We start from the raw sequence: 20,326 nt of genomic DNA, 5'->3' as shown, positions 1-20,326 counted from the left end.
GATTTTCTAAGATTAAGGAGGCTGTATGGCATGGAAAAAAGAACACGGGTATTAACATTGTTTCTGTCAGCAATCATGATGTTGTCGCTCTTATCCGCATGCGGAGGAAACGGGAATAACACCTCTGCTTCTACAAACGACGGAAATACGGGCGGCAGCAACGGGGGTTCAGAGCCGAAGAAGGATACGATTACGGCGCTTTTGCCTCCGGTATCGGCGAATTATCAAGCTCGCTTTGCCGATATGGAGAAAGAATTTAATCAATTGTATCCGCATCTGACCTTGAAAATTGAACCGGCAAGCTGGGAAGATATGACCCAAAAGCTGGATACGCAAGTAAACGCAGGCTCGCCGCCGGATATTGCTTGGGTAGGTTCGACGGCCATTTCTAAATATGCGGCGCTGAATGTTCTTCTGGACCTTAATCCTGTACTCTCGGATGAAGTAAAAGCGGATTATGATGAAGTAGCCATGAAATACTTCCAATTGGGCGATGCTCAATACGGTCTGCCGGCTTATCTGGCTATTCACTCTATCGGCGGCAACAGACAATTCCTGGAGGAAGCGGGCATCGACTGGAGAAGCGTACAGCAAAACGGCTGGACTTATGAAGAATTCCGTGAAGCGATCAAGAATGGTGTGGTTAAAAACGACAAAGGCGAAACAACCCGCTACGGATTCGTATTCGCTACGTCAGGTGTTACATCCAAAGACTATCTGAGCATCATGGCCAAATCTGCCGGTTTGCCGGAATACTTTGACGAGGACCTTAAGTTCTCTTATACAAGCAAAAATTTCTTGGGTCTGCTTGAAGCGATCCGTCAAATGATCGATGATGGCTCCATGCCTAAGGAACTGAGCTCCATCGATGCAGGCAAGCGCTGGAACATGTTCTTGACGGGTCAAACCATGATCACAGGTAAAGGCCTTGCAAGCTTCGAGAACTCTGCGCGCCTGAACAATGAAAAGATTAAAGCAAATGATGGTTCTGCCGTTGCGGATTCCATCGAAGCCGAGTACATTGCGCTTCCTGTTCCTACATTTAACGGTGCCGACTATATCCCGACATCGGTGGTCGATGGCTACATTGCGCTTCGCGGTAAAAAAGAACCCTCGGAAGAGCACATTAAAAATATCGGCTTAGCCATCAACTTCCTGTCCTCCGGATCCATTGCGGCTAACTACAGTAATGAGCTGTTCTTATCGCCGGTCACCGAATCCGCACGTAATGCGGCAGTTCTTGAGGAATACCCTCGGAACGAAGATAACATTAAAGCAGACCAAGCCATGATGGCTAAAGCGGTTCCGGCTCGCACGGATATCCCGACGGATAAGGCTGCCGAGGCGATCAAGATCGAGACGGAAGTCATTGTTCCTAAACTGCAGGCTTTGCTTGCAAACGAAATTACGCCGCAAGAAATGTATGATGCGGTTAAAGCAGCTGCAATCAAATCCTTCGGCGAAGATGGCATTGTAGTTGACTAGTCTGACTTAGACCGGTAAGCGAAAGCTGTACGTATCCGAACGTACAGCTTTCCTTCTAAATTAGTCTATAGCTTGTACTGCCTGGAGAAGAGAGGTGCGACCCAATGAATCAAACGTTGACTAAAAGAAAAAAATTGAAGCTCGAAAGCGACTCAGGTTGGGGATATGCGTTTATTGCAGTAGCACTTATTGCGTTTTCTTTATTTACCGCATATCCGGTCATTAATGCTTTTATTATCAGCTTGCAAGAATACGCTCCGTTAGGATCCAAGTATGTCGGCCTGGAGAACTTCGTGAACTCGTTTCAAGATGAGCTTTTCTGGAAAGCGATGAAAAATACGTTGGTGTATACGCTATTAACGGTTCCGATGAATATTTTTCTTTCCTTTCTGATTGCGATTTTGATTATTCCTTTCAAGAAAAGAACGCAGACTGTCTTTAAAGCAATTTATTATTTGCCGGCCGTCGCATCGGGGGTTGCGCTTTCCGTTGTCTGGCTGTGGATTTTCGATCCGTTGAAATCAGGTATTGCCAATCAGGTTGTGGGCTTTTTCGGGATGGGCAATCAGAACTGGCTTGGTTCCAGTGCAACTGCCATGTTTTCACTTGTAATCATGTCCTGGCTGTCCAGCCATGGAACAGCAATTATCATTTATCTGGCGGCATTGCTCGGTATTGATAACAGCTATTATGAAGCAGCTGAAATTGACGGTGCGACATTCTTGCAGAAGCTTTGGTATATCGTCGTTCCTTTCCTTAAGCCAACCACGCTATTCCTACTTGTCACAGGTGTCATTGGTTCCTTCCAGGTATTCCAGAACGCCTATCTGATGACGGGTGGCGGACCGGACCATGCAACAACGATGGTAGGTTTGTTGATCTTTAACAATGCGTTCACATATTTCGAGTTTGGTGAGGCAGCAGCACAATCATTACTTTTAGCTGCAATTATCGCCTTTATTTCGTTCCTTCAATTCAAGTTCTTTGGCAATGACGTAGAATACTAGGAAAAGGAGCAGGATCCTATGGGTTTGTATAACAATAGCTTAGGTAGAAAAGGGAGTCTGTTCATCCGTAATGGCGTCATCATTACGTTCCTTATCCTGTTTGCCATAGCTACCATATTCCCGATTTACTTCATGATCATTTCCTCGTTCGGAGATCCGGTAGAAGCAGGTGCAATGAGCTATTCTATCTTTCCGTCGAAGATCTCATTTGAGTCCTACAAATTCTTCTTTGACTTCAGTCCACATTCCTGGGACTGGTTACTGAACTCATTTATTGTGGCAACAAGCATCACGATATCCAACGTGTTTTTTGCTACCCTTGCCGGATACGCTTTTGCAAAAATGAAGTTCAAAGGCAAAAACATTTTGTTCGCTATTTTGCTTGGATCGATGATGATTCCTGGCCAGGTAACCCAGGTCCCGCTGTATATTCTGATCGTAAATATTTTTAATCTGCAAAATACGTATCCAGCGTTGATCATGCCGAGCATAGTAACGGTATATAACATTTTCCTGGTGAAGCAGTTCATGTCGTCCATTCCAGGCGAAATTATTGAGGCTGCCAAGATCGAAGGCTGCTCTCAGCCTAAAATCTTCTGGCACATCATTATGCCTCTATCAAAAACCGTCATGGCCGTACTAGCTATCTTGACGTTCATGGCAGCATGGAATGACTTCTTCTGGCCGTTCCTGGTGACGAACACGATGGATATGCAGACCATTCAGGTCGGCTTGAAAAACTTCCGCTTTGCGAATACAACTTACTTTGCACCGATGATGGCGGGGGCTACCATTTCAGCAGTTCCCATGTTTATATTGTTCTTCAGCCTGCAAAGATACTTCCTTGAAGGGGTAACCGTCGGAGCGGTGAAGGGGTAATCGAATGAACAAACCATCAAAAGTTGATGCGGCATACTTAGTCGGTCTGATGTCCGGTACATCAGTAGATGGTATTGATGCAGCAGTAGTAAAGCTTTCTCCATCGGCTGACAGGGAGCATGGAGTAGAGGTTGAGTTGCTGGCTTTTGAGAATACTCCTTTTCCGGTACAAGCTAGAAATTCCATATTTGAGCTTTTTGATCCGGCTAACGCCACGATTGATAAGGTTGGCGCAATGAATATGTGGCTTGGCGAATTGTACGCCCAAGCCACATTATCCGTTATAGGGAAATGCGGACTCTCGGCCTCGCAAATATTTGCAATAGGATCCCATGGACAGACGATCTATCATGCGCCTGAGAAGAAGGCTATAGGCGGCTATAATTTGCACTATACCGTTCAGATCGGCGAAGGTGCTGTGATCGCGAACCGCACGGGAATCCCTTGTGTATCGGATTTTCGAGTCGCCGATATGGCGATGGGCGGGCAGGGCGCGCCATTAGTCCCATTTACGGAATATGTATTGTTTACCGATCCGGAAAGGACGCTTCTGATGCAGAATATCGGCGGCATAGGCAATGTGACGGTGCTGCCTGCGAATGCGTCTCCTGAACAGGTATTTGCTTTTGATACAGGCCCCGGAAACATGATTATTGATGGGCTTGTATCGCAATTGTATGCTCCGCTCACGATGGATGCCGGCGGTGAAATTGCTGCAGGCGGTCAGGTGATTAGCGAGCTGCTGGAGTGGATGCAGCAGAATGAATATTATGCAATGCCCTTGCCCAAATCAACCGGCAGAGAACGGTTTGGTCAACAGTATGTTGCACAAATTCTAGAGCTGATGAAGACGAATCGCTGGAAAGCGGAAGACGTAATTGCAACGGCCACGCGCTTAACGGCATGGAGCATCGTTGACGGCTATGAACGGTATATTAAGCCGCAGCATCAAGCGCAGCAACTGTTAGTTGGCGGTGGCGGCAGCTATAACAAGACGCTATTGCGTGATTTGCAGCAATTGTTTGCGCCGCATCAGGTGCAGGTGCTGACGCAGGAGGATATCGGCGGCAACAGCGATGCCAAGGAAGCCATTGCTTTTGCTCTGCTGGCATATTACACGATGAATCGAATGCCTAATAATATGCCGCGCGTGACCGGAGCTTCTGGCCCGGTCATCATGGGAAAGGTCTCATTTCCCTATCCTGGACGTTGAATGGAGGCTTGGATGATGATGCAGATCAGACCCTATTCTATAGAAGACCGCTCGGCAGTCGTAGAGCTCTGGAATCGCGAGGCTACGAAATATGACTACAAGCCATTTTTAGAGCAAGAGTTTCACGATACCTTTATCGATCATCCCTATTATGACGCTCATTGCATGTGGGTGGGCTGTAACGGAAAAGAGATCGTTGGTTTTGCAGCCGGCTGCAGCGGGGATGAGCTTCCTCTTGGGGATGTGGCGGGCTACATTACATGTGTGATTGTGGATGCTGATGCAGCCTCGCCGAAACATTATGATGCATTCCTGTCTTTAATAGAAGAAAGATTTCAGCAGCTCGGAAGGAAGCAGGCGGAGGTCTTGTTTTTTAACCCGGTTAAGCTGAAGTGGATAATTCCAAGCTCGCCGCAGCATGAGCATAATAATGCCCCGGGCATCAGTAAGGACCTGCCGCTATACGAAGCTCTAATTGCCAGAGGCTACGAAGACCGCGCGACGCAATGCGGCATGTATTTGAAGCTCGGAAGCTTTGCCGTCCCTGAAGATATGATTCGCAAGGAAGCTAAAGCGAGTGCTGAAGGCTATGCTGTGACTTCTTATATCCCGGAGCTGCATACAGGGCTTGAAGCGACCCTTGCCGCCCTGCAAAATCCGCAGTGGGAAAAGGATGTTGTTGCTTATATGAAGGATGGCGCGCCTCTTGTCGCAGCAGTACACGGCAGCGAAGTAGTCGGCTTTGCCGGTCCGATTATTCTAGAGCCTACGGGACGGGCTTTCTTTTGCGGAATCGGGGTGCACCCGCAGCATGAGGGCCACGGCCTCGGCAGCATCTTGTTTTTCCGCATGGTGGAGGCCTTCCAGGACGCGGGCTGTCAATATATCTCCCTGTTCACCGGAAGCAATAATCCGGCGCTTCGAATCTATCAAAAAGCGGGCTTTACGATTGAAAAACAATTTTCTATATTGCGGAGGGAGCTTTGAAGATGAGCGAAAAATTAACGGTTCTAGCGATTGGCGCACATGTCGGTGATGCAGAGCTGGCTTCGGGCGGTGTTCTCGCCAGTCATGGTTTAAAGGGAGACCGCATCGTAACGTTGGCTTTAACTGCAGGGGAGCGAGGCGTCCCGGCAGGGCAGGAGATGAAGGAATATCGTCAGCAGAAGGTGAAAGAGGCGCGGATTTTTGCGGAGATGCTTGGCGGGGAGGCCGTAGTCTTTGATTATTGCGACGGGGAGTTGCCTGACAATCAACAGATCCGTATGGAGGTCTGCGACGTGATCCGCCGCGTGAAGCCGAACATAATTATTACGCACTGGAAAAACAGTATGCATAAAGACCATGCGCTGACCCATCATATCGTAAATGATGCCCGCTTCTTCGCAAGCCTGTCTACGTTTGAACGCGAGCATCCGGCTCATTTTGCGGCAAGATTGTATTACTCCGAGAACTGGGAGGATGCGGTCGATTATGTCCCTTATGTCTACGTGGATTTCGATCAGGCGGCATTTGATCTGTGGATTGAGGCGCTAGGTAAGCATTGGTTCGTAACGAACAGCAAATCTTTTAAATATATGGATTACTATAAAGCGCTGGCCGTTGTCCGCGGCTGTGAAGCAAGAAAGCAATATGCGGAAGCGTTTATGGTGCCTGCCGAGACGATGAAGGTTAGACAGTCCAGTCTTTGGTAGCTAATCAACGGGCCGAGTAGGAGGGCAAATTCATATGGTGTTAAACGGCATTGATTCGATCACGAAGTACCGAGACTTGTTTGAGGGGAAGCGCGTAGGCTTGATCACGGCGCCGACCGGTCTTACAAAGGATTTTAAATCAACGATTTCGATCTTGCATGAAAACTTTCATCTGGCTGCGATGTTTTCCCCCGAGCATGGGGTTCGCGGGGATTTGGATGCCGGGGCATTAGTGGACACTTATATGGATCCTATTACGGGTGTCCCGGTCTATAGCTTATACCGGAAAGATTCCAAGCGTTTAACCCAAGAAATGCTGAATGAAGTAGACATCATGGTATACGATATTCAAGATGTCGGTGTGCGGTATTACACTTTCATTTATACGATGCTGTATGCACTTGAAGATTGTGCTAAGGCAGGCGTGGAATTCGTTGTTCTTGATCGCGTAAATCCGCTTGACGGGGTAACGGTGGAAGGGAATATCCTGAAGCCGGGCTTCAAATCCTTTGTAGGAAATTACGAGCTTGCCGCCAGATACGGCTTAACAGCAGGCGAAATCGCAACGATGGCAAATGATCAGATGAATTGGAAGGCCTCGCTGCATGTCGTTCGCTTGGAAGGCTGGGAGCGGAGCATGTCCTTCCCGGACACCGGATTAACCTGGGTGCATCCTTCGCTTGGGATTCCGCGATATGAGACAGCCTTATTATATACAGGCACCTGCTTGTTTGAAGGCACGAACTGCTCTGAAGGACGCGGGACGACGTTCCCGTTTGAAATGATCGGAGCTCCGTTCATTCAAGCCCAGCAATTGGCGGATGAGATGAACGCGAAGAGACTTCTGGGCGTGCGCTTCCGTCCAGTCCATTTTAAACCGACGTCATCCAAGCACCAAGGGGAGCTATGCGGCGGCGTCCAGATTTATATTACCGATATCCAGGCTTTGAAGCCGCTAGAAGTGGGCGTAACCTTATTATTTGCGATTAGAGATATGTATGAGGAATTTTTATTCCTGCCTCCTGTAAAAGAGGGGTCCCGGCCTTTCATAGATCTGCTGGGCGGAGACAGCGTATATCGCAAGGAGCATATTCAAGCCAAGCCGCTGCTCGAGCAGTTTGCTGAGGAAAGCAGGCAATTTGCCGATATGAAGCAGCAATATCATTTATATCGCTAGCTATTGCTAGAGGATGGTGAATAATGATGAGAACCATAGATCAAATGAGCCTGCGTGAAAAGATCGGACAAATGATCGTTACAGGCTTCCCAACTCCCGAAATGACGCCGGAGATCAAAGAGGTCATCGAGCAATATCAAGTCGGCAACATCATTTTATTTTCGCACAATATCAAAAATAAGGTTCAACTGGGCGGGCTTGTGGCTGAGCTGCAGCGATGGTTCACCATGCATACAGGGATCCCGGGCTTTATTACGATCGACCAAGAAGGCGGCCGGGTAACCCGCATGCCCCAAGATGCGACCAATGTGGCCGGAGCCATGGCCATCGCTGCTTCGGGACGACCTGAAAATGCCTATGCAGCAGGCCGAATGACGGCCAGAGAATTAAAGGCCTTGGGGATTAATTTCAATCTGGCTCCCGTGATGGACGTGAACAACAACGCCTTGAACCCCGTTATCAATGTACGTTCATACGGTGATTCCGTTGCGACCGTATCGGAGTATGGAATTCAAATGATGAAGGGCTTGCTCGAAGGCGGCGTCATGTCCTCGCTGAAGCATTTTCCGGGCCACGGAGATACAAGTGTTGATTCCCACATCGGCTTGCCGATCATTGAAAAAACGCTTGAGGAACTGGAGCAGCTTGAGCTGCTGCCGTTCAAGGCTGCCATTGAACAGGGCGCGCAGGCGATCATGAGTGCGCACATTCTGTTCCCGCAAATTGAGAAGTCCGGCGTGCCGGGCACCATGTCTTATACGATTATTACTGAACTCCTGAAGGAAAAGTTAGGGTTCGAAGGGCTGGTTGTCTCGGACTGCTTGGAAATGGACGCGATTAAACGCTTCTATGGTACGGCAAAGGGTGCGTTGGGAGCGGTTAAAGCAGGGGTTGATCTCGTATTCATCAGTCATACCCCTGAGAGGGTGAAAGAAGCGGTCCATTTGATCGAGGAAGCTGTATCAACTGGCGACCTGGATGAAGCGGTGATTGATGCAGCCGTTGCAAAAATTTTGGCTTACAAAGCGCAATATGCGACGATAGGGGAACCGGATTACGAGCTGGTGGGCTGCGATGTGCACCGGCGCGCAAACGAGCTCATGCGTATGGAGACGATCTGCTGCGTGAAGGGAGAGGTCCAGCCCGTTCAGACAGGTGACAAGCAAGTGCTGTTTATCGGCTCTTACTCCTATCGGAGCGACCTTGCGTCCAGCAGTGTGAATCAGGACCTCAGCTTCCCGCAGTATATGGGAGATTATTTTAAGACAGCTTATGAGATCATCGACATTGACCCGAGCAAGGAGCAAATTAACACTGTGTTGCAAAAGGCGCTAGGCTGCGGACATATTGTCATCGGCTTGTTCAATGCACGTGAAAACCAAGGACAGCTTGCGCTTGTTCAGAAGCTGTTGGCAGCTGGTCTCCAAGTAACGGCCATTACATTAGGCCGCCCGTACGATTTAGCCTTGCTTGAAGGCGAGTTTTGCGGGATTGCAGCCTTCGAGTATTCGGTGGATGCGTTCAAATCTCTCATTCCCATTCTGAATGGCGAGGTTAAGCCAACGGCCAAGATTACGATTCAGCTTTAGCGAATAAAGGACAACAAGAGGGGGACAGGGGCATGGCGTATATCGTTGGAATTGATGGGGGCGGTACCAAAACAGCTGTCACCATTGCCCGTGACCAGGAGGAGAGCTTATTCACCTTTACGGTAGGGCCGATTAATTATAACGGCGGCGATGCCGATGCGATTGCTGCCTCCTTTGAAGAAATTTTTAATCGAACGAGGCATTACTGCGGCGATCTGCGGGCAGTTGCCCATATCTGTATTGGAGCTGCAGGGATAAGTAACCCGCTGGTCGTCCGTTTATTGGAGCAGCATGTGCGCAGCAATGGATACAATGGGCCGTTAACGATTACGGGCGATCAAGAAACGGCTTTATATGGAGCACAAAATGACCTGCAAGGCATTATTCTCATTGCCGGTACAGGATCGATTTGCTTCGGGGTCAATGCAATGGGAGAGCGGCACCGCACAGGCGGCTTCGGTCATCTGATCGATGACGAGGGAAGCGGCTATAGCATTGGACGCGATCTTCTGTCTCTTTTGGTTCGAGCCGAGGACGGAAGAGTCAAGGATTCGATTGTTCCAGCGATGGTATATGAGCAGCTTGGACTAGGCACCGTGCAAGAGGTTATCGGCTTTGTTTATGATAAGCGTACGACGAAAAAGGAGATTGCTCAGCTTGCGCCGATCCTGACGACCGCCTGTGAAAAAGGGGATGTCCATGCGCTCAGGCTGGCGGAGCAATGCGCCGCGAATCTCTATGAGCTTGTGGTGCCTGTGATTGAAAAGCTTAAGCTGGTTGATAGCCCGATTGCGATTGCAGGAAGCGTCCTGCAAAAGTCGCACTTTGTGAAAGAAGCACTGGAGCGGAAGCTTGCACAAAGCCACCCGCAAAACAAGCTGATCTTACCGATTAAGGATGCAGCCTATGGCGCTGTCCTGTTAGGGAGAGCCAAAGCGAAGAGCGGCTAGATTTAAAGCCAAGACAAATAACGCCAAGACAATTATGGGGTGTCAGTCCAAACTGTTGGAGATGACACCCCTTTTTTAGACATCAACGCTTACTCAAAATTTGTCGGTCAAATAGAATACGGCTTGTTGTTTCGGGAACAGGACTTGGAGGATGCCAGCATGCTCAGCACACTCAATACGCCTTTCTGCGGCGGCTTCATGATAACCAAATATGATATAGGTTATTAAATCGCGCTCATCCACGTCCAATAAGGTATAGTCAAAGTCATCTTTGCTAGTATCGGAAATGGAAAGCTGGTGCTGATGATAATCCATGTATATAATTTCCTCATTGCATTGCAGAGAGATATGCAGCTCTTGATCTGCTGTTAGGGCGCCTCGAAGACGGTCTTCCAATTCAGGCTGAAGTTTATGAAACGCAGAGCTCAGGTTGATCATTTTCCACATGGCCATATTGATTCGAATGGGGGTTGCTCGATGCTGCTGGAAATAGGAATACAGCTTATGATCCTCCTGGAGCATAGCCAAGATTTGTCGTGCATTCGGACGCAGCCGGCATAAGGCATGAAATAGCTGCTCAACACCGTCCTCTGCTTCATTCAAATACAATAATTCATTTAGAAATACCTGTTCTGCCTCTTTCTTCTCAATGATCCCGTAAGCGATGATTTTTTCATCCCTGCGAAGCAGCAGACAATCGGCTCTTTTCCATTCCGGCCAGGTTATTAAATCACGCCAGTATGTTTCATTGCGGACTGCGGTATAGGTGCGATTTCGATTGAACTGTTCATAGATAAGACGGATCTCATCGAGATAACGAGCTTCAAAAGGAATGACCTCGCAGCTGCTTGGCCGCTCCAAGCTTGCCGGCTTTTTAATGGCGAGAGCAGTCTGGGGAATAAGTCTCCAGCCAGCCTTTTCATAAAATGCGTGCTTACTGGCCAGAAGCAAGCTGATATCAAAATCGGATTCTTTCATATAATTAGTCTGCGCGTGGAGGATTTTGTGAGCCAGACCCAGTCCGCGGCAATGAGGATCTGTCCCGACGCTTCCTATGGCACCCATTTTCAGGATGGCTCGACCGACTCGAATATACAGCGGGAAAATCTGCACATGGGATGCAATCTCGCCATCTACCTCCGCAAACCAGGTTGTATCCGGATCATAGGTGGTATCTTGGTCTAATCTTTCTTGAAAAAAATCCCGGCCTACCGAAAAGCACTTATCTAAAAGATCGTAAATTACTTCAAGCTGCTCTCTGGATGGATGATTCTTGACAATAATGTCGGGGGTCGTTGTCATCTTTTAGTTCCTCCTGCGCCTCCATGGTAGGGATACCCTTCCCTCATGCACGAAGCAAAGTTACAGATCAAACATTTTTGAAATTTAATTTCCTAATAATAGTTTAGTGTTGAAGTAAAATTTCGTCAATAGAGGCTCCGGACCGCTCCGTTTACTTCTCCGGTTCATTGTTGCCTTTACGCTTTACGGTGAACAGAACCTATGCTGTTGCAAAATAATTACGATCACACTACACTGATTCAAGGAAATACACATAAGGAGAGGAGCGGAAGCCATGTCGGAATCGAAGATTCCACGGATCGTCGTGGTGGGCAGTTTGAATATGGATCTAGTCGTGACTATGCCCAGACTTCCTTTCATAGGAGAGACAATTGAAGGCAGCGCGATTCATTATATTCCCGGGGGAAAGGGGGCCAATCAGGCTGTTGCCTGCGCCCGGCTCGGGGCACATACCCAGATGATCGGTGCTGTGGGAGGCGATCTCTTTGGAGAAGATCTGATGAGATCCATGAAGAAAAACGGAGTAGCTATAGAAGCCATTGCAAGGCTGGAGGAGGAAGCTTCGGGCACAGCAACCATCCTGCACACGCAAAAGGATAACTGTATCGTTATCGTACCTGGAGCAAACGGCAAGGTTACCCCGGATATGCTCCAGAAAAATGCAGAGTACATTCGCAATGCCGATCTGATGCTTGTTCAGTTAGAGATACCGACCGAGACGGTATGGCATGCCTTGACCTTGGCGAAGGCATCCGGCGTGCGTACCGTTCTGAATCCTGCACCGGCGCGTTCGTTGCCGGATGAGCTGTTGAAGCTGTGCGATTATGTAACGCCTAATGAGACCGAGTTCCTGGCGCTTAACGGTCGAAGCAGGGCAGTTGAAGAAGACCCGTCCGGTGAAGAAGTTTGGGCGGGATTGTTAAGGGACTGGGAGGATAAATACGGAAGCAAGGTTATTCTGACGCGAGGCAGCAGGGGAGCTTCTTATCTGGAGGAAGGCCGCATGCATACTGTGTCAGCTTTACCAGTCGAGGTGGTAGATACAACAGGAGCGGGGGACTGTCTGAATGCTGCGCTGGGTTATTCGCTGGCTCAGGATAGGCCGCTTCATGAGGCGCTTGCATTTGCCGTGAGAGCGGCCTCCTTCTCGGTTACACGTTTTGGAGCCCAGGCCGGCATGCCGGCACTGGAGGATCTATTAAAATAATGAATGTCATTCCCGAATCGTGACTCGCGTTCCGATCGGAACAATGCCGGCTAACTGCACGACGTCCTGGTTGAACATTCGAATGCAGCCATGCGAGACTTCGCCGCCAATGGAAGAAGGGTCATTCGTGCCATGAATTCCATAATGTGGTCTTGACAGTCCCATCCAGTAAGCGCCGAACGGGCCGCCGGGATTTGGGGCTTTATTGATAATCGTATATTCGCCTTGAGGCGTCTGGGTCAGCATCTTGCCGATGCCGACCGGGAAGCCTCTCAACACGTTGTTGCCGTCAAGCAGATATAAAGTCCGGTCCGACAGGTCGACGATAATCCGATAGTCAGGCATGGAGTATAGGCGCCTGTCAGATTAATGCGATAGCCAGCAGGGTAAACAGGCTTAAGGTGAGAATGTCGTTGCCGTACCATCCGGGTCCGTAAGGTCCGGGATAGAATGCCGAGGTCTGAACCGGGCCCCCTCTTTCCGGCCGTAAGTAGACGTTATTGTAATCTACATCCACAATGGTCCCGGTATAATGCTTCATATCTCGGGTCATAATTCTGACCTTGCGATTTTTCAACCGCATACAATTATAATACGCTTCTTCCATTTGGGCTTTCCTCCTCCTTTTTTTACTAAGCTATGTATGTCGCGCATCGAAAGGCACGGCTAACGCCACCCTTGAAGCGCTGTTTCAGTGCGCCCTTGGCAAGGGTTATACAAGAATAGGAATAGATGACTTAAGTAAAAGTGGAGTGCAGGAGGGGAGGACCGAATGGCAAAATTACTTGTGATGTCCTTGCCGACAAGACAGGATGCGGTGACGATCATTCAGGATCTATTGGAGAGCGGAGTGAAGAGGGAGGCTTTGTCTGTGCTTGCCAAGACGGAGGAAGCTCTGGGCAAGGTCTGTCTGGAGACCGGCTTGCCCAAGCCTTTGCGGGGAGACGGAAACCATGCGCTGTTCCATCCGTTGATCGAGATCAGCTCGATTTTAGAGAGAAAAGCAGTAAATGTTGCCGCTGCCGGAGCTGCGGGGAGATTGCTTGGAGGAGCGGAGATTGGCTGCGGGAGCGATGACCTGGTAACTTCTCTAGAAGGAATAGGGATTCCATTAGAAGATGCAAGAGATATGGAGCAGGCTTTGCTCAAGGACAACTATCTGCTCTTTATGGAAGGGAACGAGACAACTCCTTGGAATGCGATTGGGAAGCTGCTGGAGAAGCACAAGCATATTACTATTTATCCGGCCTAATTCAAATAAATTAATCTAATTTTCAGGTTACAGTAAGGAAGCTTTAAGGATAGGCTGATATAGTAAACATACTCCCTCTTCTAGAATATATAGAAGCAAGACAACCATCCCTGGCCAGAGGGATGGTTGTCTTTTGTTTTACACGATTCCTTTATCCATAGCCTTAACGATCAGAGACGCGAACAAGCTGTTGGACCAGGCGAACCATTCCCGGGAGAAATCAGCCGGATTGTCCGGGTGGAAGCCTTCATGCATATATCCGGTATCCGCATCCGTTGCGATCAGGGTATCAATCAGTTCCTTGATTTCTTGGTCATCAGTAGAGGTCAGGGCCTGCATAGAGAGAGCCATATGCCATACATATCCGCCCGGGGTATGCGGACTACCGATGCCCTTGGCAAACTTTCCTTCAAAGTAGAAGGGATTGTCAAAGCTTAAGGCAAATCGGCGGGTGTTTTGATAGATCGGATCCTCCGCCGAGACATAGCCGATGTAAGGGATGGATAACAGTCCCGGCGTCCCGGCATCATCCATCAGGCAATAGTTGCCGAAGCCATCGGTTTCATAAGCATAAATCTTTCCGAATTTTGGATGATCGACAATTCCGTAAGTGCGAATACCGTAATCGATCTCCTTGCGAAGCTTCTCGGCCCGTTCAGCCATACGCTCGTCCTTAAATACCTCCAGGGCGATTTCGCGGATGTAGCCCAGAATGACGACGGCAAACATATTGGATGGAATATTGTAACCGAACAGGCAAGCGTCATCGCTTGGACGGAAGCCTGACCAGGTCATTCCCGTATAATTGACAGGCATTCCTTTTCCGTCATTTTGCAGAGTTTCTGTCTCCTGGATCGTTTGGCGCACGAAGAAGTACGGGGACTGCTCCATATGGCGCTGTTCCGTCTTAATGACCTGAAGTACCCGGTTCAGCGCTTGATAAGAGGCTTCATCAAAGACAGAGTTCAGACCGGTTGCGCGCCAGAATGAGTAGGCCAGCTTAACAGGGAAGCAGAGAGAGTCCAGCTCGTACTTCCGCTCCCACATCCATGGGCTCAAGTCGCAATGGTCAGTGGCGCGATAATGCTTATCATTGGCCGTTTCGTTAAATGCGTTTGTATAAGGATCAATATTAATATAGAACATTTGCCGTGCGATGAGGCCGCCGATAATTCGTTGCAGCTCTTTGTCTTCCTTGGCGAAAGGAACATAATGAATTACCTGCTCCACAGAATCACGGAGCCACATGGCCGGAATATCTCCGGTGAATACGAAGGTCGTGCCGTCATCGAGCAGCTTCGTGGTTGTCTCAAGTGTATTAGGAAAACAGTTGCGGAACAATTTTTGCAGCTTGGGATGATGAGCGAGACGGACGTCTGTGTCGTTCAGATATTGTTCAATAGATGCTGGTAATTTCATGTTTTAGTCCTCCTTAATCGAATCTATGGATGAGTTGCTGCTGTCATTCTTCAGACAGTCTGATACTGCAAGGGTAACGATTTCGGCTTTCCCTGCCTCCAGGCTCAGCTTGCCTCCATGAAGCGCAAGGCCATCATGTCTTCGTTCCAGCACATCACTGCGATAAGCTGCGCTTGCCGGAACATGCAGCTCTACGTCAAGCTTGGCGGACTGATGCCGGAGATTATACCAACGAATAATCAGATCCTTCTGCTCAGACAGCTTGAGAGCGGACAATGCCAGGCCTTCCCCTTGCCAGGATAGCGGCGCATAGGTTGTTGGCAGGCTGCCGAATTGAATTCCGGTCTGGATGTGGAACCAAGGAATCTGGAACCCATAGGCTTGCTCGTAAGCCCCGGACTCAAACAGATCGCCGCGGTGAGGGAAGACCGCATACTCTACGGTCTGCTCGCCAAGACACTGTGCTTCCGGTGTCGGGAATACACCCCAGTCGCCGAGCTCCCCTACCGCACGGAGCAAGGTAATAGCAATTGTATTTTTGCCGTCCCGAAGCACCTCATACTCATTCAGCCCCTTGTTGGCAATGGTCAGGCCGTTTGCTTCATCATTTACACTGATAAATGCTTGCTGATGCTGGGCGTTGCTTGGGTTGATCCATTCTGCTGCAGGAACATTATTGCGCTGTGCCGCTTCAAATATGGAATCCGCATAGTGGGTAGCACTCTCAAGCCCGGTTGGGAACAGGACACGAAGGCGATGGTCCTTGGCTTGATTATCAAATGAAGTTGATACGGTCAGCCCTTGCGCGGAATTCTCCAGACTAATCCGGGTTTTGATCCGCAGCGGCACCCTTTGTTTGCTTCGTTGCGCCTGCCGGAGGCGGAAGGGAACCATGGCATTTCTCTCGATTTCAAGCCTTTCATCTGCCCCTGCCGGAATCGCCCAATCATGCACAATCTCATAGGTAATACGGTAGGCTTCATTTTCAACCAAGGTGATCTTGGCAGGTACCCCTCGTGTAGTCAGCGCAATGTCGCCCTCAGGCTGTCTGAACACATATTCATTTCCGATATCTCCGCAGCTTTCGAAAATGCCAAGTTCATGGAAGGTGTGTCCATTCTTCAGATTTGTCAGGGAGTAGGCTCCGTCTTCACGGAATGTGACGGAGACATGCTCATTAGCCATTCCGTTCTCCAGCAGCTTCAGGGCCGATGGAGCCGCTTGTCCCGAATGATCTGCACACGGATGCCAGGCGAAGCTTCGATAGCCGAGCGCGGGAACGGCCGGGGCCTCAAAGGTCAGGCGGATTTTTCTGGACATGTAGGGTTGTCTGAACTTGTCCTTCGGCAGCTCGTAACCGAAGGCTGCCCCCAAATCCTCTACCTTCGCGGCGATAGCTTGTCCGCGATCATCCAGCAATTGGCCCTTATCCGGATCCAGCGGCATTAAGCCCATTTGCTCGGCAAGCGCTGCCGGATTCGGCCCTTCCTTGAAATACCGCTTCGCCACGATTAATTCCACGCTGACGGTGCCGCTTCGTTCACGTCCAGCCGTATTGAATACGGCAAAGGGAATCGAGTCCGCTTTCCAACTGAAGTTGTGCGCAGTATCGATCTGCCCAGCGATGGCTTGCAGACTTTCTTGTACAATCGCTTGGGTCATATGCCGGCTCTTATCAAATCTTCCGACCATTTCCCGATGCACTTCGTCCACACTGCATCCGCAGATGCTGTCGTGAGGATGGTTCTGCATCAGCGTCTTCCATGCATAGGTCAGCAGCTCATGAGGGTAAGCCTTCGCTCCTGTCAATGCGGCAAGCGCTGCAAGCGGTTCTGCTCCTCTTTCCAACAATGTCTGTCCTAACTGATTCAATTGCTTCAAATATATACGTGCTGATGCGGTGTTAACCAGGGTTCCCCATCCGTCGGTATGCTGGCTCCGGAGCTCCCCTGTAATGGTAACCAGATGGCTCGGCACCTTCCGTTGTAACGCTTCCATATATTGCGTGAAATCGGAATGAACAAAGTCCACGTCAGGATAGAGCCTACGGGCTGTCTCCAGGGCATCGCCCAAATCCGTCTGCACAGGCTGATGATCACAGCCATTCATGAAGAGAAGCTCTCCGGTAGACGAATACTTTTCGGCATCAGCCAGCTTCTTATCCCAGAATTTCTTGGCTTCCTCAGGATCAACCGGTACTTCATTGCCGTTGCTGTACCAATTCGCGAACAGAATGCCTAATACTCTGGAGCCGTCAGGAGCTTCCCAATACATTTCTGAATAAGGAGATTCATATTCGGAGCTTTCATAATCGGCGACCTGATTGTCAAAACCGGTGGGCTTCACTCCGCGGCCAAAAGCAGCGACATGAATATCGGCCTGCTTAAGCAATTGAGGAGCCTGTCCCATGTTTCCGAAGGAATCCGGAAAATAACCGATCTTACATATCGTGCCATAGCGTTTGGCATCCTGATGTCCAATAAGCAAATTGCGGACATTGGCTTCCGAGCTGGTCAAGAATTCATCCTGCAGAACATACCAAGGTCCGATCGCGATCCGACCGTCAGTGATGTATTTCTCCAACAGCTCCCGTTTCTCGGGATGCACCTGCAAATAATCCTCCAGAATGATCGTTTGTCCATCCAAATGAAAATGACGATAACGTTCGTCCTGAGCAAGCGTATCAAGCAAGCTGTTCATCAGTTCAGTTAATAAGTAATGATGTGATTCGTAAGGCATGTACCATTCCCGATCCCAATGCGAATGGGAGATCAGATGAGCGGTTTTGCGGGCCATTCGGGTTCCCTCCTAATCCATTTCATTACACCAGAATGATCTTCGTAATCGGTTGCTTAGCGAAAAGCACACTCGTAAGCAGATTTGCACATCCTGAGAAAAACTACAATATGTATGATTTGCAGTAGAATTCGGGCTAGCATAAATGACACATTCAGCTGTTGAAATTGACCATTGTTAACCCTGTGTTAAAAGTGAAAAAGCCCGTAATGAAGCGGTTTCACAGCATTTCGGGCATGACAATTCAGAAACGACATATTTACGATGTCAGATCGAATTCCCTACAATTTGTGTTGTAAGCGTTAGCAAACCGCTGCACTCATCCTGGTCGAAACTGCCAGAGGGATCGGCGGAAGAAGCTGACGCATGGAGACTGGAGCTAGAGAAAGGAGAGAATACAATATGAGAAAAAACGGTCGGGTACAACCCGGCAATCTCGGCAGTCCGACACAATCTCTCGGCCGTAGAATGCTAAAGAATTGGGAACTATATCTATTTATGACCCCTGCGCTTTTGTACTTCCTGATTTTCCACTATGGACCGATGTACGGGATTCAAATTGCATTCAAAAACTTCACACCTGTTAAAGGAATCACGGGGAGTCCCTGGGTAGGATTCGATCACTTCGAGCGTTTCTTCAATTCTTATTATTTTTGGGATTTACTCTGGAATACGCTGAGCCTTAGCTTCTATGAGCTGGCGATCGGATTCCCGCTTCCTATCATTCTTGCACTCGCTTTCAATGAAATCCGCAACGGGGGATTCAAGAAGACGGTACAGACCGTCACCTATGCTCCTCACTTCATTTCAATGGTAGTCATGGCAGGTATGATTATTACCTTCTTATCGCCCTCCTCCGGGATCATTATCCGGATGATCGAGGCCTTTGGCATCAATGCTCCTGACTTTCTGAGCGATCCGCGCTGGTTCAAGACGGTATATGTAATCTCAGGCGTATGGCAGAGCACCGGGTGGGGAACGATTATTTATCTTGCCGCCTTGGCGGGGGTTGACCCTCAATTGCACGAAGCGGCTATCATGGACGGTGCCAGCCGATTCAAGCGGGTATTGCATATTAACCTGCCGACGATCATACCGACGATTACGATTCTCTTGATCCTCAATATGGGCAATGTGTTGGGCGTAGGTTATGAGAAAGTGCTGCTGCTGCAGAACAATTTGAATATGGAGTCCTCGGACGTCATTTCAACGTTTGTATATCGTTCGGGTCTGGTCAGCGCTCAGTATAGCTTCTCGACAGCCGTCGGCCTGTTCAACTCCGTAATTAATGCCATCATGCTCATTGCGGTGAACAGAATTGCCAAGCGGACGAGCGATACAAGTCTGTGGTAGAGGAATGGAGGGGAATCTATAAATGACAACAATCAGAGAGTCCAGATCGGACAAGCTGTTCCTGATCATAAATTACGTGTACCTGGTGTTAGCCTTGGTCGTTGTATTGTATCCGCTGGTATACATCATCAGCGCCTCTATCAGTAATCCCAAGCTCGTAAGCTCGGGTGAAATGTGGCTTTTCCCTAAGGGATTGACGTTGGATGGATACAAGCTTGTGTTTGACAATCCGAAGATTTGGATCGGATACAGAAACACGATTTTCTATACGGTAATCGGCACGCTGCTGAATCTGGCTGTTACATTGCCTGCAGCTTATGCCTTAAGCCGTTCCGACTTTGTCGGAAGACATTTCTTTATGGGGATGTTCCTGGTCACGATGTTCTTCAGCGGCGGGTTAATTCCAACCTACTTGCTGGTCAAAAACCTGGGACTTATCAACTCGGTCGGCGCATTGATTTTACCGGTGGCGGCTTCGGTATGGAACATTATCGTGGCAAGAACCTTCTTCCAGTCGACGATTCCAAAGGAATTGCAGGAGGCGGCGCATGTTGACGGCTGTACCAATATCAGACTATTCCTGAAAATTGTGCTTCCTTTGTCCTCGCCGATTATCGCCGTTATGGCTTTGTTCTATGGCGTAGGGCACTGGAACAGCTACTTCCCGTCCCTGATTTACTTGAATGATGACATGAAGTATCCGCTGCAAATGGTATTGCGCCAGATTCTAGTCCTGCAGGAAATGTCGGCAGAGACCACAGGAGCTGCGATCAGCGGAGATATCGCCCAGGCTATGGCTAACAAGGCTGAAATAGCCGCCCTGGTCAGATATGCTGTCATCATTGTATCCACGCTGCCCGTCATTGCGGTCTATCCATTCCTGCAGCGCTACTTCGTGCAAGGGGTTATGATCGGATCGGTCAAGGGTTAATAAGAGCCCATCGTAGGGTTAGCCTCAGTACCTCAGTAAGTATTAGCTCAGTAATAACGAAGATTCTTTCTT

Annotated in this window: 18 protein-coding genes; 13 read left to right on the top strand and 5 right to left on the bottom strand. The window is 49.1% G+C overall.

The features are described from left to right. The first annotated feature begins 30 nt into the window (after positions 1-30). The 9 genes from KI362_RS10900 (at position 31) to KI362_RS10860 (ending at position 9,994) form a co-directional block, all read left to right on the top strand. A complete protein-coding gene (locus KI362_RS10900) occupies positions 31-1,485 on the top strand; it encodes an ABC transporter substrate-binding protein (protein WP_301627227.1) in 1,455 nt (484 codons plus the stop codon). Positions 1,486-1,589: 104 nt separating this feature from the next. Then, positions 1,590-2,492: a carbohydrate ABC transporter permease gene (locus KI362_RS10895; RefSeq protein ID WP_044477385.1), complete on the top strand. Its 903-nt coding sequence runs from the start codon at positions 1,590-1,592 to the stop codon at positions 2,490-2,492. Positions 2,493-2,510: 18 nt separating this feature from the next. Then, a complete protein-coding gene (locus KI362_RS10890; protein WP_301627226.1) occupies positions 2,511-3,371 on the top strand; it encodes a carbohydrate ABC transporter permease in 861 nt (286 codons plus the stop codon). Between the two features lie 4 nt (positions 3,372-3,375). Further along, positions 3,376-4,584, top strand: a complete 1,209-nt coding sequence (locus KI362_RS10885; protein WP_301627225.1) for an anhydro-N-acetylmuramic acid kinase — start codon at positions 3,376-3,378, stop codon at positions 4,582-4,584. Positions 4,585-4,599: 15 nt separating this feature from the next. Further along, a complete protein-coding gene (locus KI362_RS10880; protein ID WP_301627224.1) occupies positions 4,600-5,571 on the top strand; it encodes a GNAT family N-acetyltransferase in 972 nt (323 codons plus the stop codon). A 2-nt stretch (positions 5,572-5,573) separates the two neighbouring features. Next, positions 5,574-6,278 (top strand): PIG-L deacetylase family protein, encoded by a 705-nt coding sequence (locus tag KI362_RS10875; protein ID WP_301627223.1) that lies wholly within the window; start codon positions 5,574-5,576, stop codon positions 6,276-6,278. Positions 6,279-6,312: 34 nt separating this feature from the next. Beyond that, entirely contained in the window at positions 6,313-7,455 is a 1,143-nt protein-coding gene (locus tag KI362_RS10870) for an exo-beta-N-acetylmuramidase NamZ family protein (protein ID WP_301627222.1), read from the top strand. 23 nt (positions 7,456-7,478) lie between these two features. Continuing rightward, the gene (locus tag KI362_RS10865) at positions 7,479-9,044 is read left to right on the top strand and encodes a glycoside hydrolase family 3 protein (protein ID WP_301627220.1); all 1,566 of its coding nucleotides are present in this window, start codon (positions 7,479-7,481) and stop codon (positions 9,042-9,044) included. A 32-nt stretch (positions 9,045-9,076) separates the two neighbouring features. Further along, complete coding sequence (locus tag KI362_RS10860; RefSeq protein WP_301627217.1) at positions 9,077-9,994, top strand: N-acetylglucosamine kinase; 918 nt, start codon at positions 9,077-9,079, stop codon at positions 9,992-9,994. 93 nt (positions 9,995-10,087) lie between these two features. Here the strand turns inward: KI362_RS10860 and KI362_RS10855 are convergent, their stop codons facing one another. Beyond that, the gene (locus tag KI362_RS10855) at positions 10,088-11,296 is read right to left on the bottom strand and encodes a GNAT family N-acetyltransferase (RefSeq protein WP_301627215.1); all 1,209 of its coding nucleotides are present in this window, start codon (positions 11,294-11,296) and stop codon (positions 10,088-10,090) included. A 274-nt stretch (positions 11,297-11,570) separates the two neighbouring features. Here KI362_RS10855 and rbsK point away from each other — a divergent pair, with 274 nt between their 5' ends. Further along, on the top strand, positions 11,571-12,503 hold the full coding sequence (rbsK, locus tag KI362_RS10850; protein ID WP_301627213.1) for a ribokinase: 933 nt from the start codon (positions 11,571-11,573) through the stop codon (positions 12,501-12,503). Between the two features lie 6 nt (positions 12,504-12,509). Here the strand turns inward: rbsK and KI362_RS10845 are convergent, their stop codons facing one another. Next, positions 12,510-12,848 (bottom strand): L,D-transpeptidase, encoded by a 339-nt coding sequence (locus KI362_RS10845; protein ID WP_044477392.1) that lies wholly within the window; start codon positions 12,846-12,848, stop codon positions 12,510-12,512. Between the two features lie 16 nt (positions 12,849-12,864). Then, on the bottom strand, positions 12,865-13,110 hold the full coding sequence (locus tag KI362_RS10840) for a hypothetical protein (protein WP_044477394.1): 246 nt from the start codon (positions 13,108-13,110) through the stop codon (positions 12,865-12,867). A gap of 165 nt (positions 13,111-13,275) precedes the next feature. Here KI362_RS10840 and KI362_RS10835 point away from each other — a divergent pair, with 165 nt between their 5' ends. Further along, complete coding sequence (locus tag KI362_RS10835) at positions 13,276-13,755, top strand: hypothetical protein (RefSeq protein WP_301627210.1); 480 nt, start codon at positions 13,276-13,278, stop codon at positions 13,753-13,755. 138 nt (positions 13,756-13,893) lie between these two features. Here the strand turns inward: KI362_RS10835 and KI362_RS10830 are convergent, their stop codons facing one another. Together KI362_RS10830 and KI362_RS10825 are read right to left on the bottom strand one after the other, a co-directional pair. Continuing rightward, a complete protein-coding gene (locus KI362_RS10830) occupies positions 13,894-15,174 on the bottom strand; it encodes a glycoside hydrolase family 125 protein (protein ID WP_301627208.1) in 1,281 nt (426 codons plus the stop codon). Between the two features lie 3 nt (positions 15,175-15,177). Beyond that, the gene (locus KI362_RS10825; protein ID WP_301627206.1) at positions 15,178-17,970 is read right to left on the bottom strand and encodes an alpha-mannosidase; all 2,793 of its coding nucleotides are present in this window, start codon (positions 17,968-17,970) and stop codon (positions 15,178-15,180) included. A 402-nt stretch (positions 17,971-18,372) separates the two neighbouring features. Here KI362_RS10825 and KI362_RS10820 point away from each other — a divergent pair, with 402 nt between their 5' ends. Both KI362_RS10820 and KI362_RS10815 read left to right on the top strand, forming a co-directional pair. Further along, positions 18,373-19,323, top strand: a complete 951-nt coding sequence (locus tag KI362_RS10820; RefSeq protein WP_044477398.1) for an ABC transporter permease — start codon at positions 18,373-18,375, stop codon at positions 19,321-19,323. Between the two features lie 22 nt (positions 19,324-19,345). After that, positions 19,346-20,254, top strand: coding sequence for a carbohydrate ABC transporter permease (locus KI362_RS10815; protein WP_212943208.1), 909 nt, complete (start codon positions 19,346-19,348; stop codon positions 20,252-20,254). The last annotated feature ends 72 nt before the right edge of the window (positions 20,255-20,326 follow it).

The sequence above is a fragment of the Paenibacillus apis genome, assembly GCF_018333295.1.
In the GTDB taxonomy this organism is placed as follows: domain Bacteria; phylum Bacillota; class Bacilli; order Paenibacillales; family Paenibacillaceae; genus Fontibacillus; species Fontibacillus antibioticophila.
Note: the sequence above shows the minus strand (reverse complement) of the source record. Positions and strands in the feature narration are given on the sequence as shown.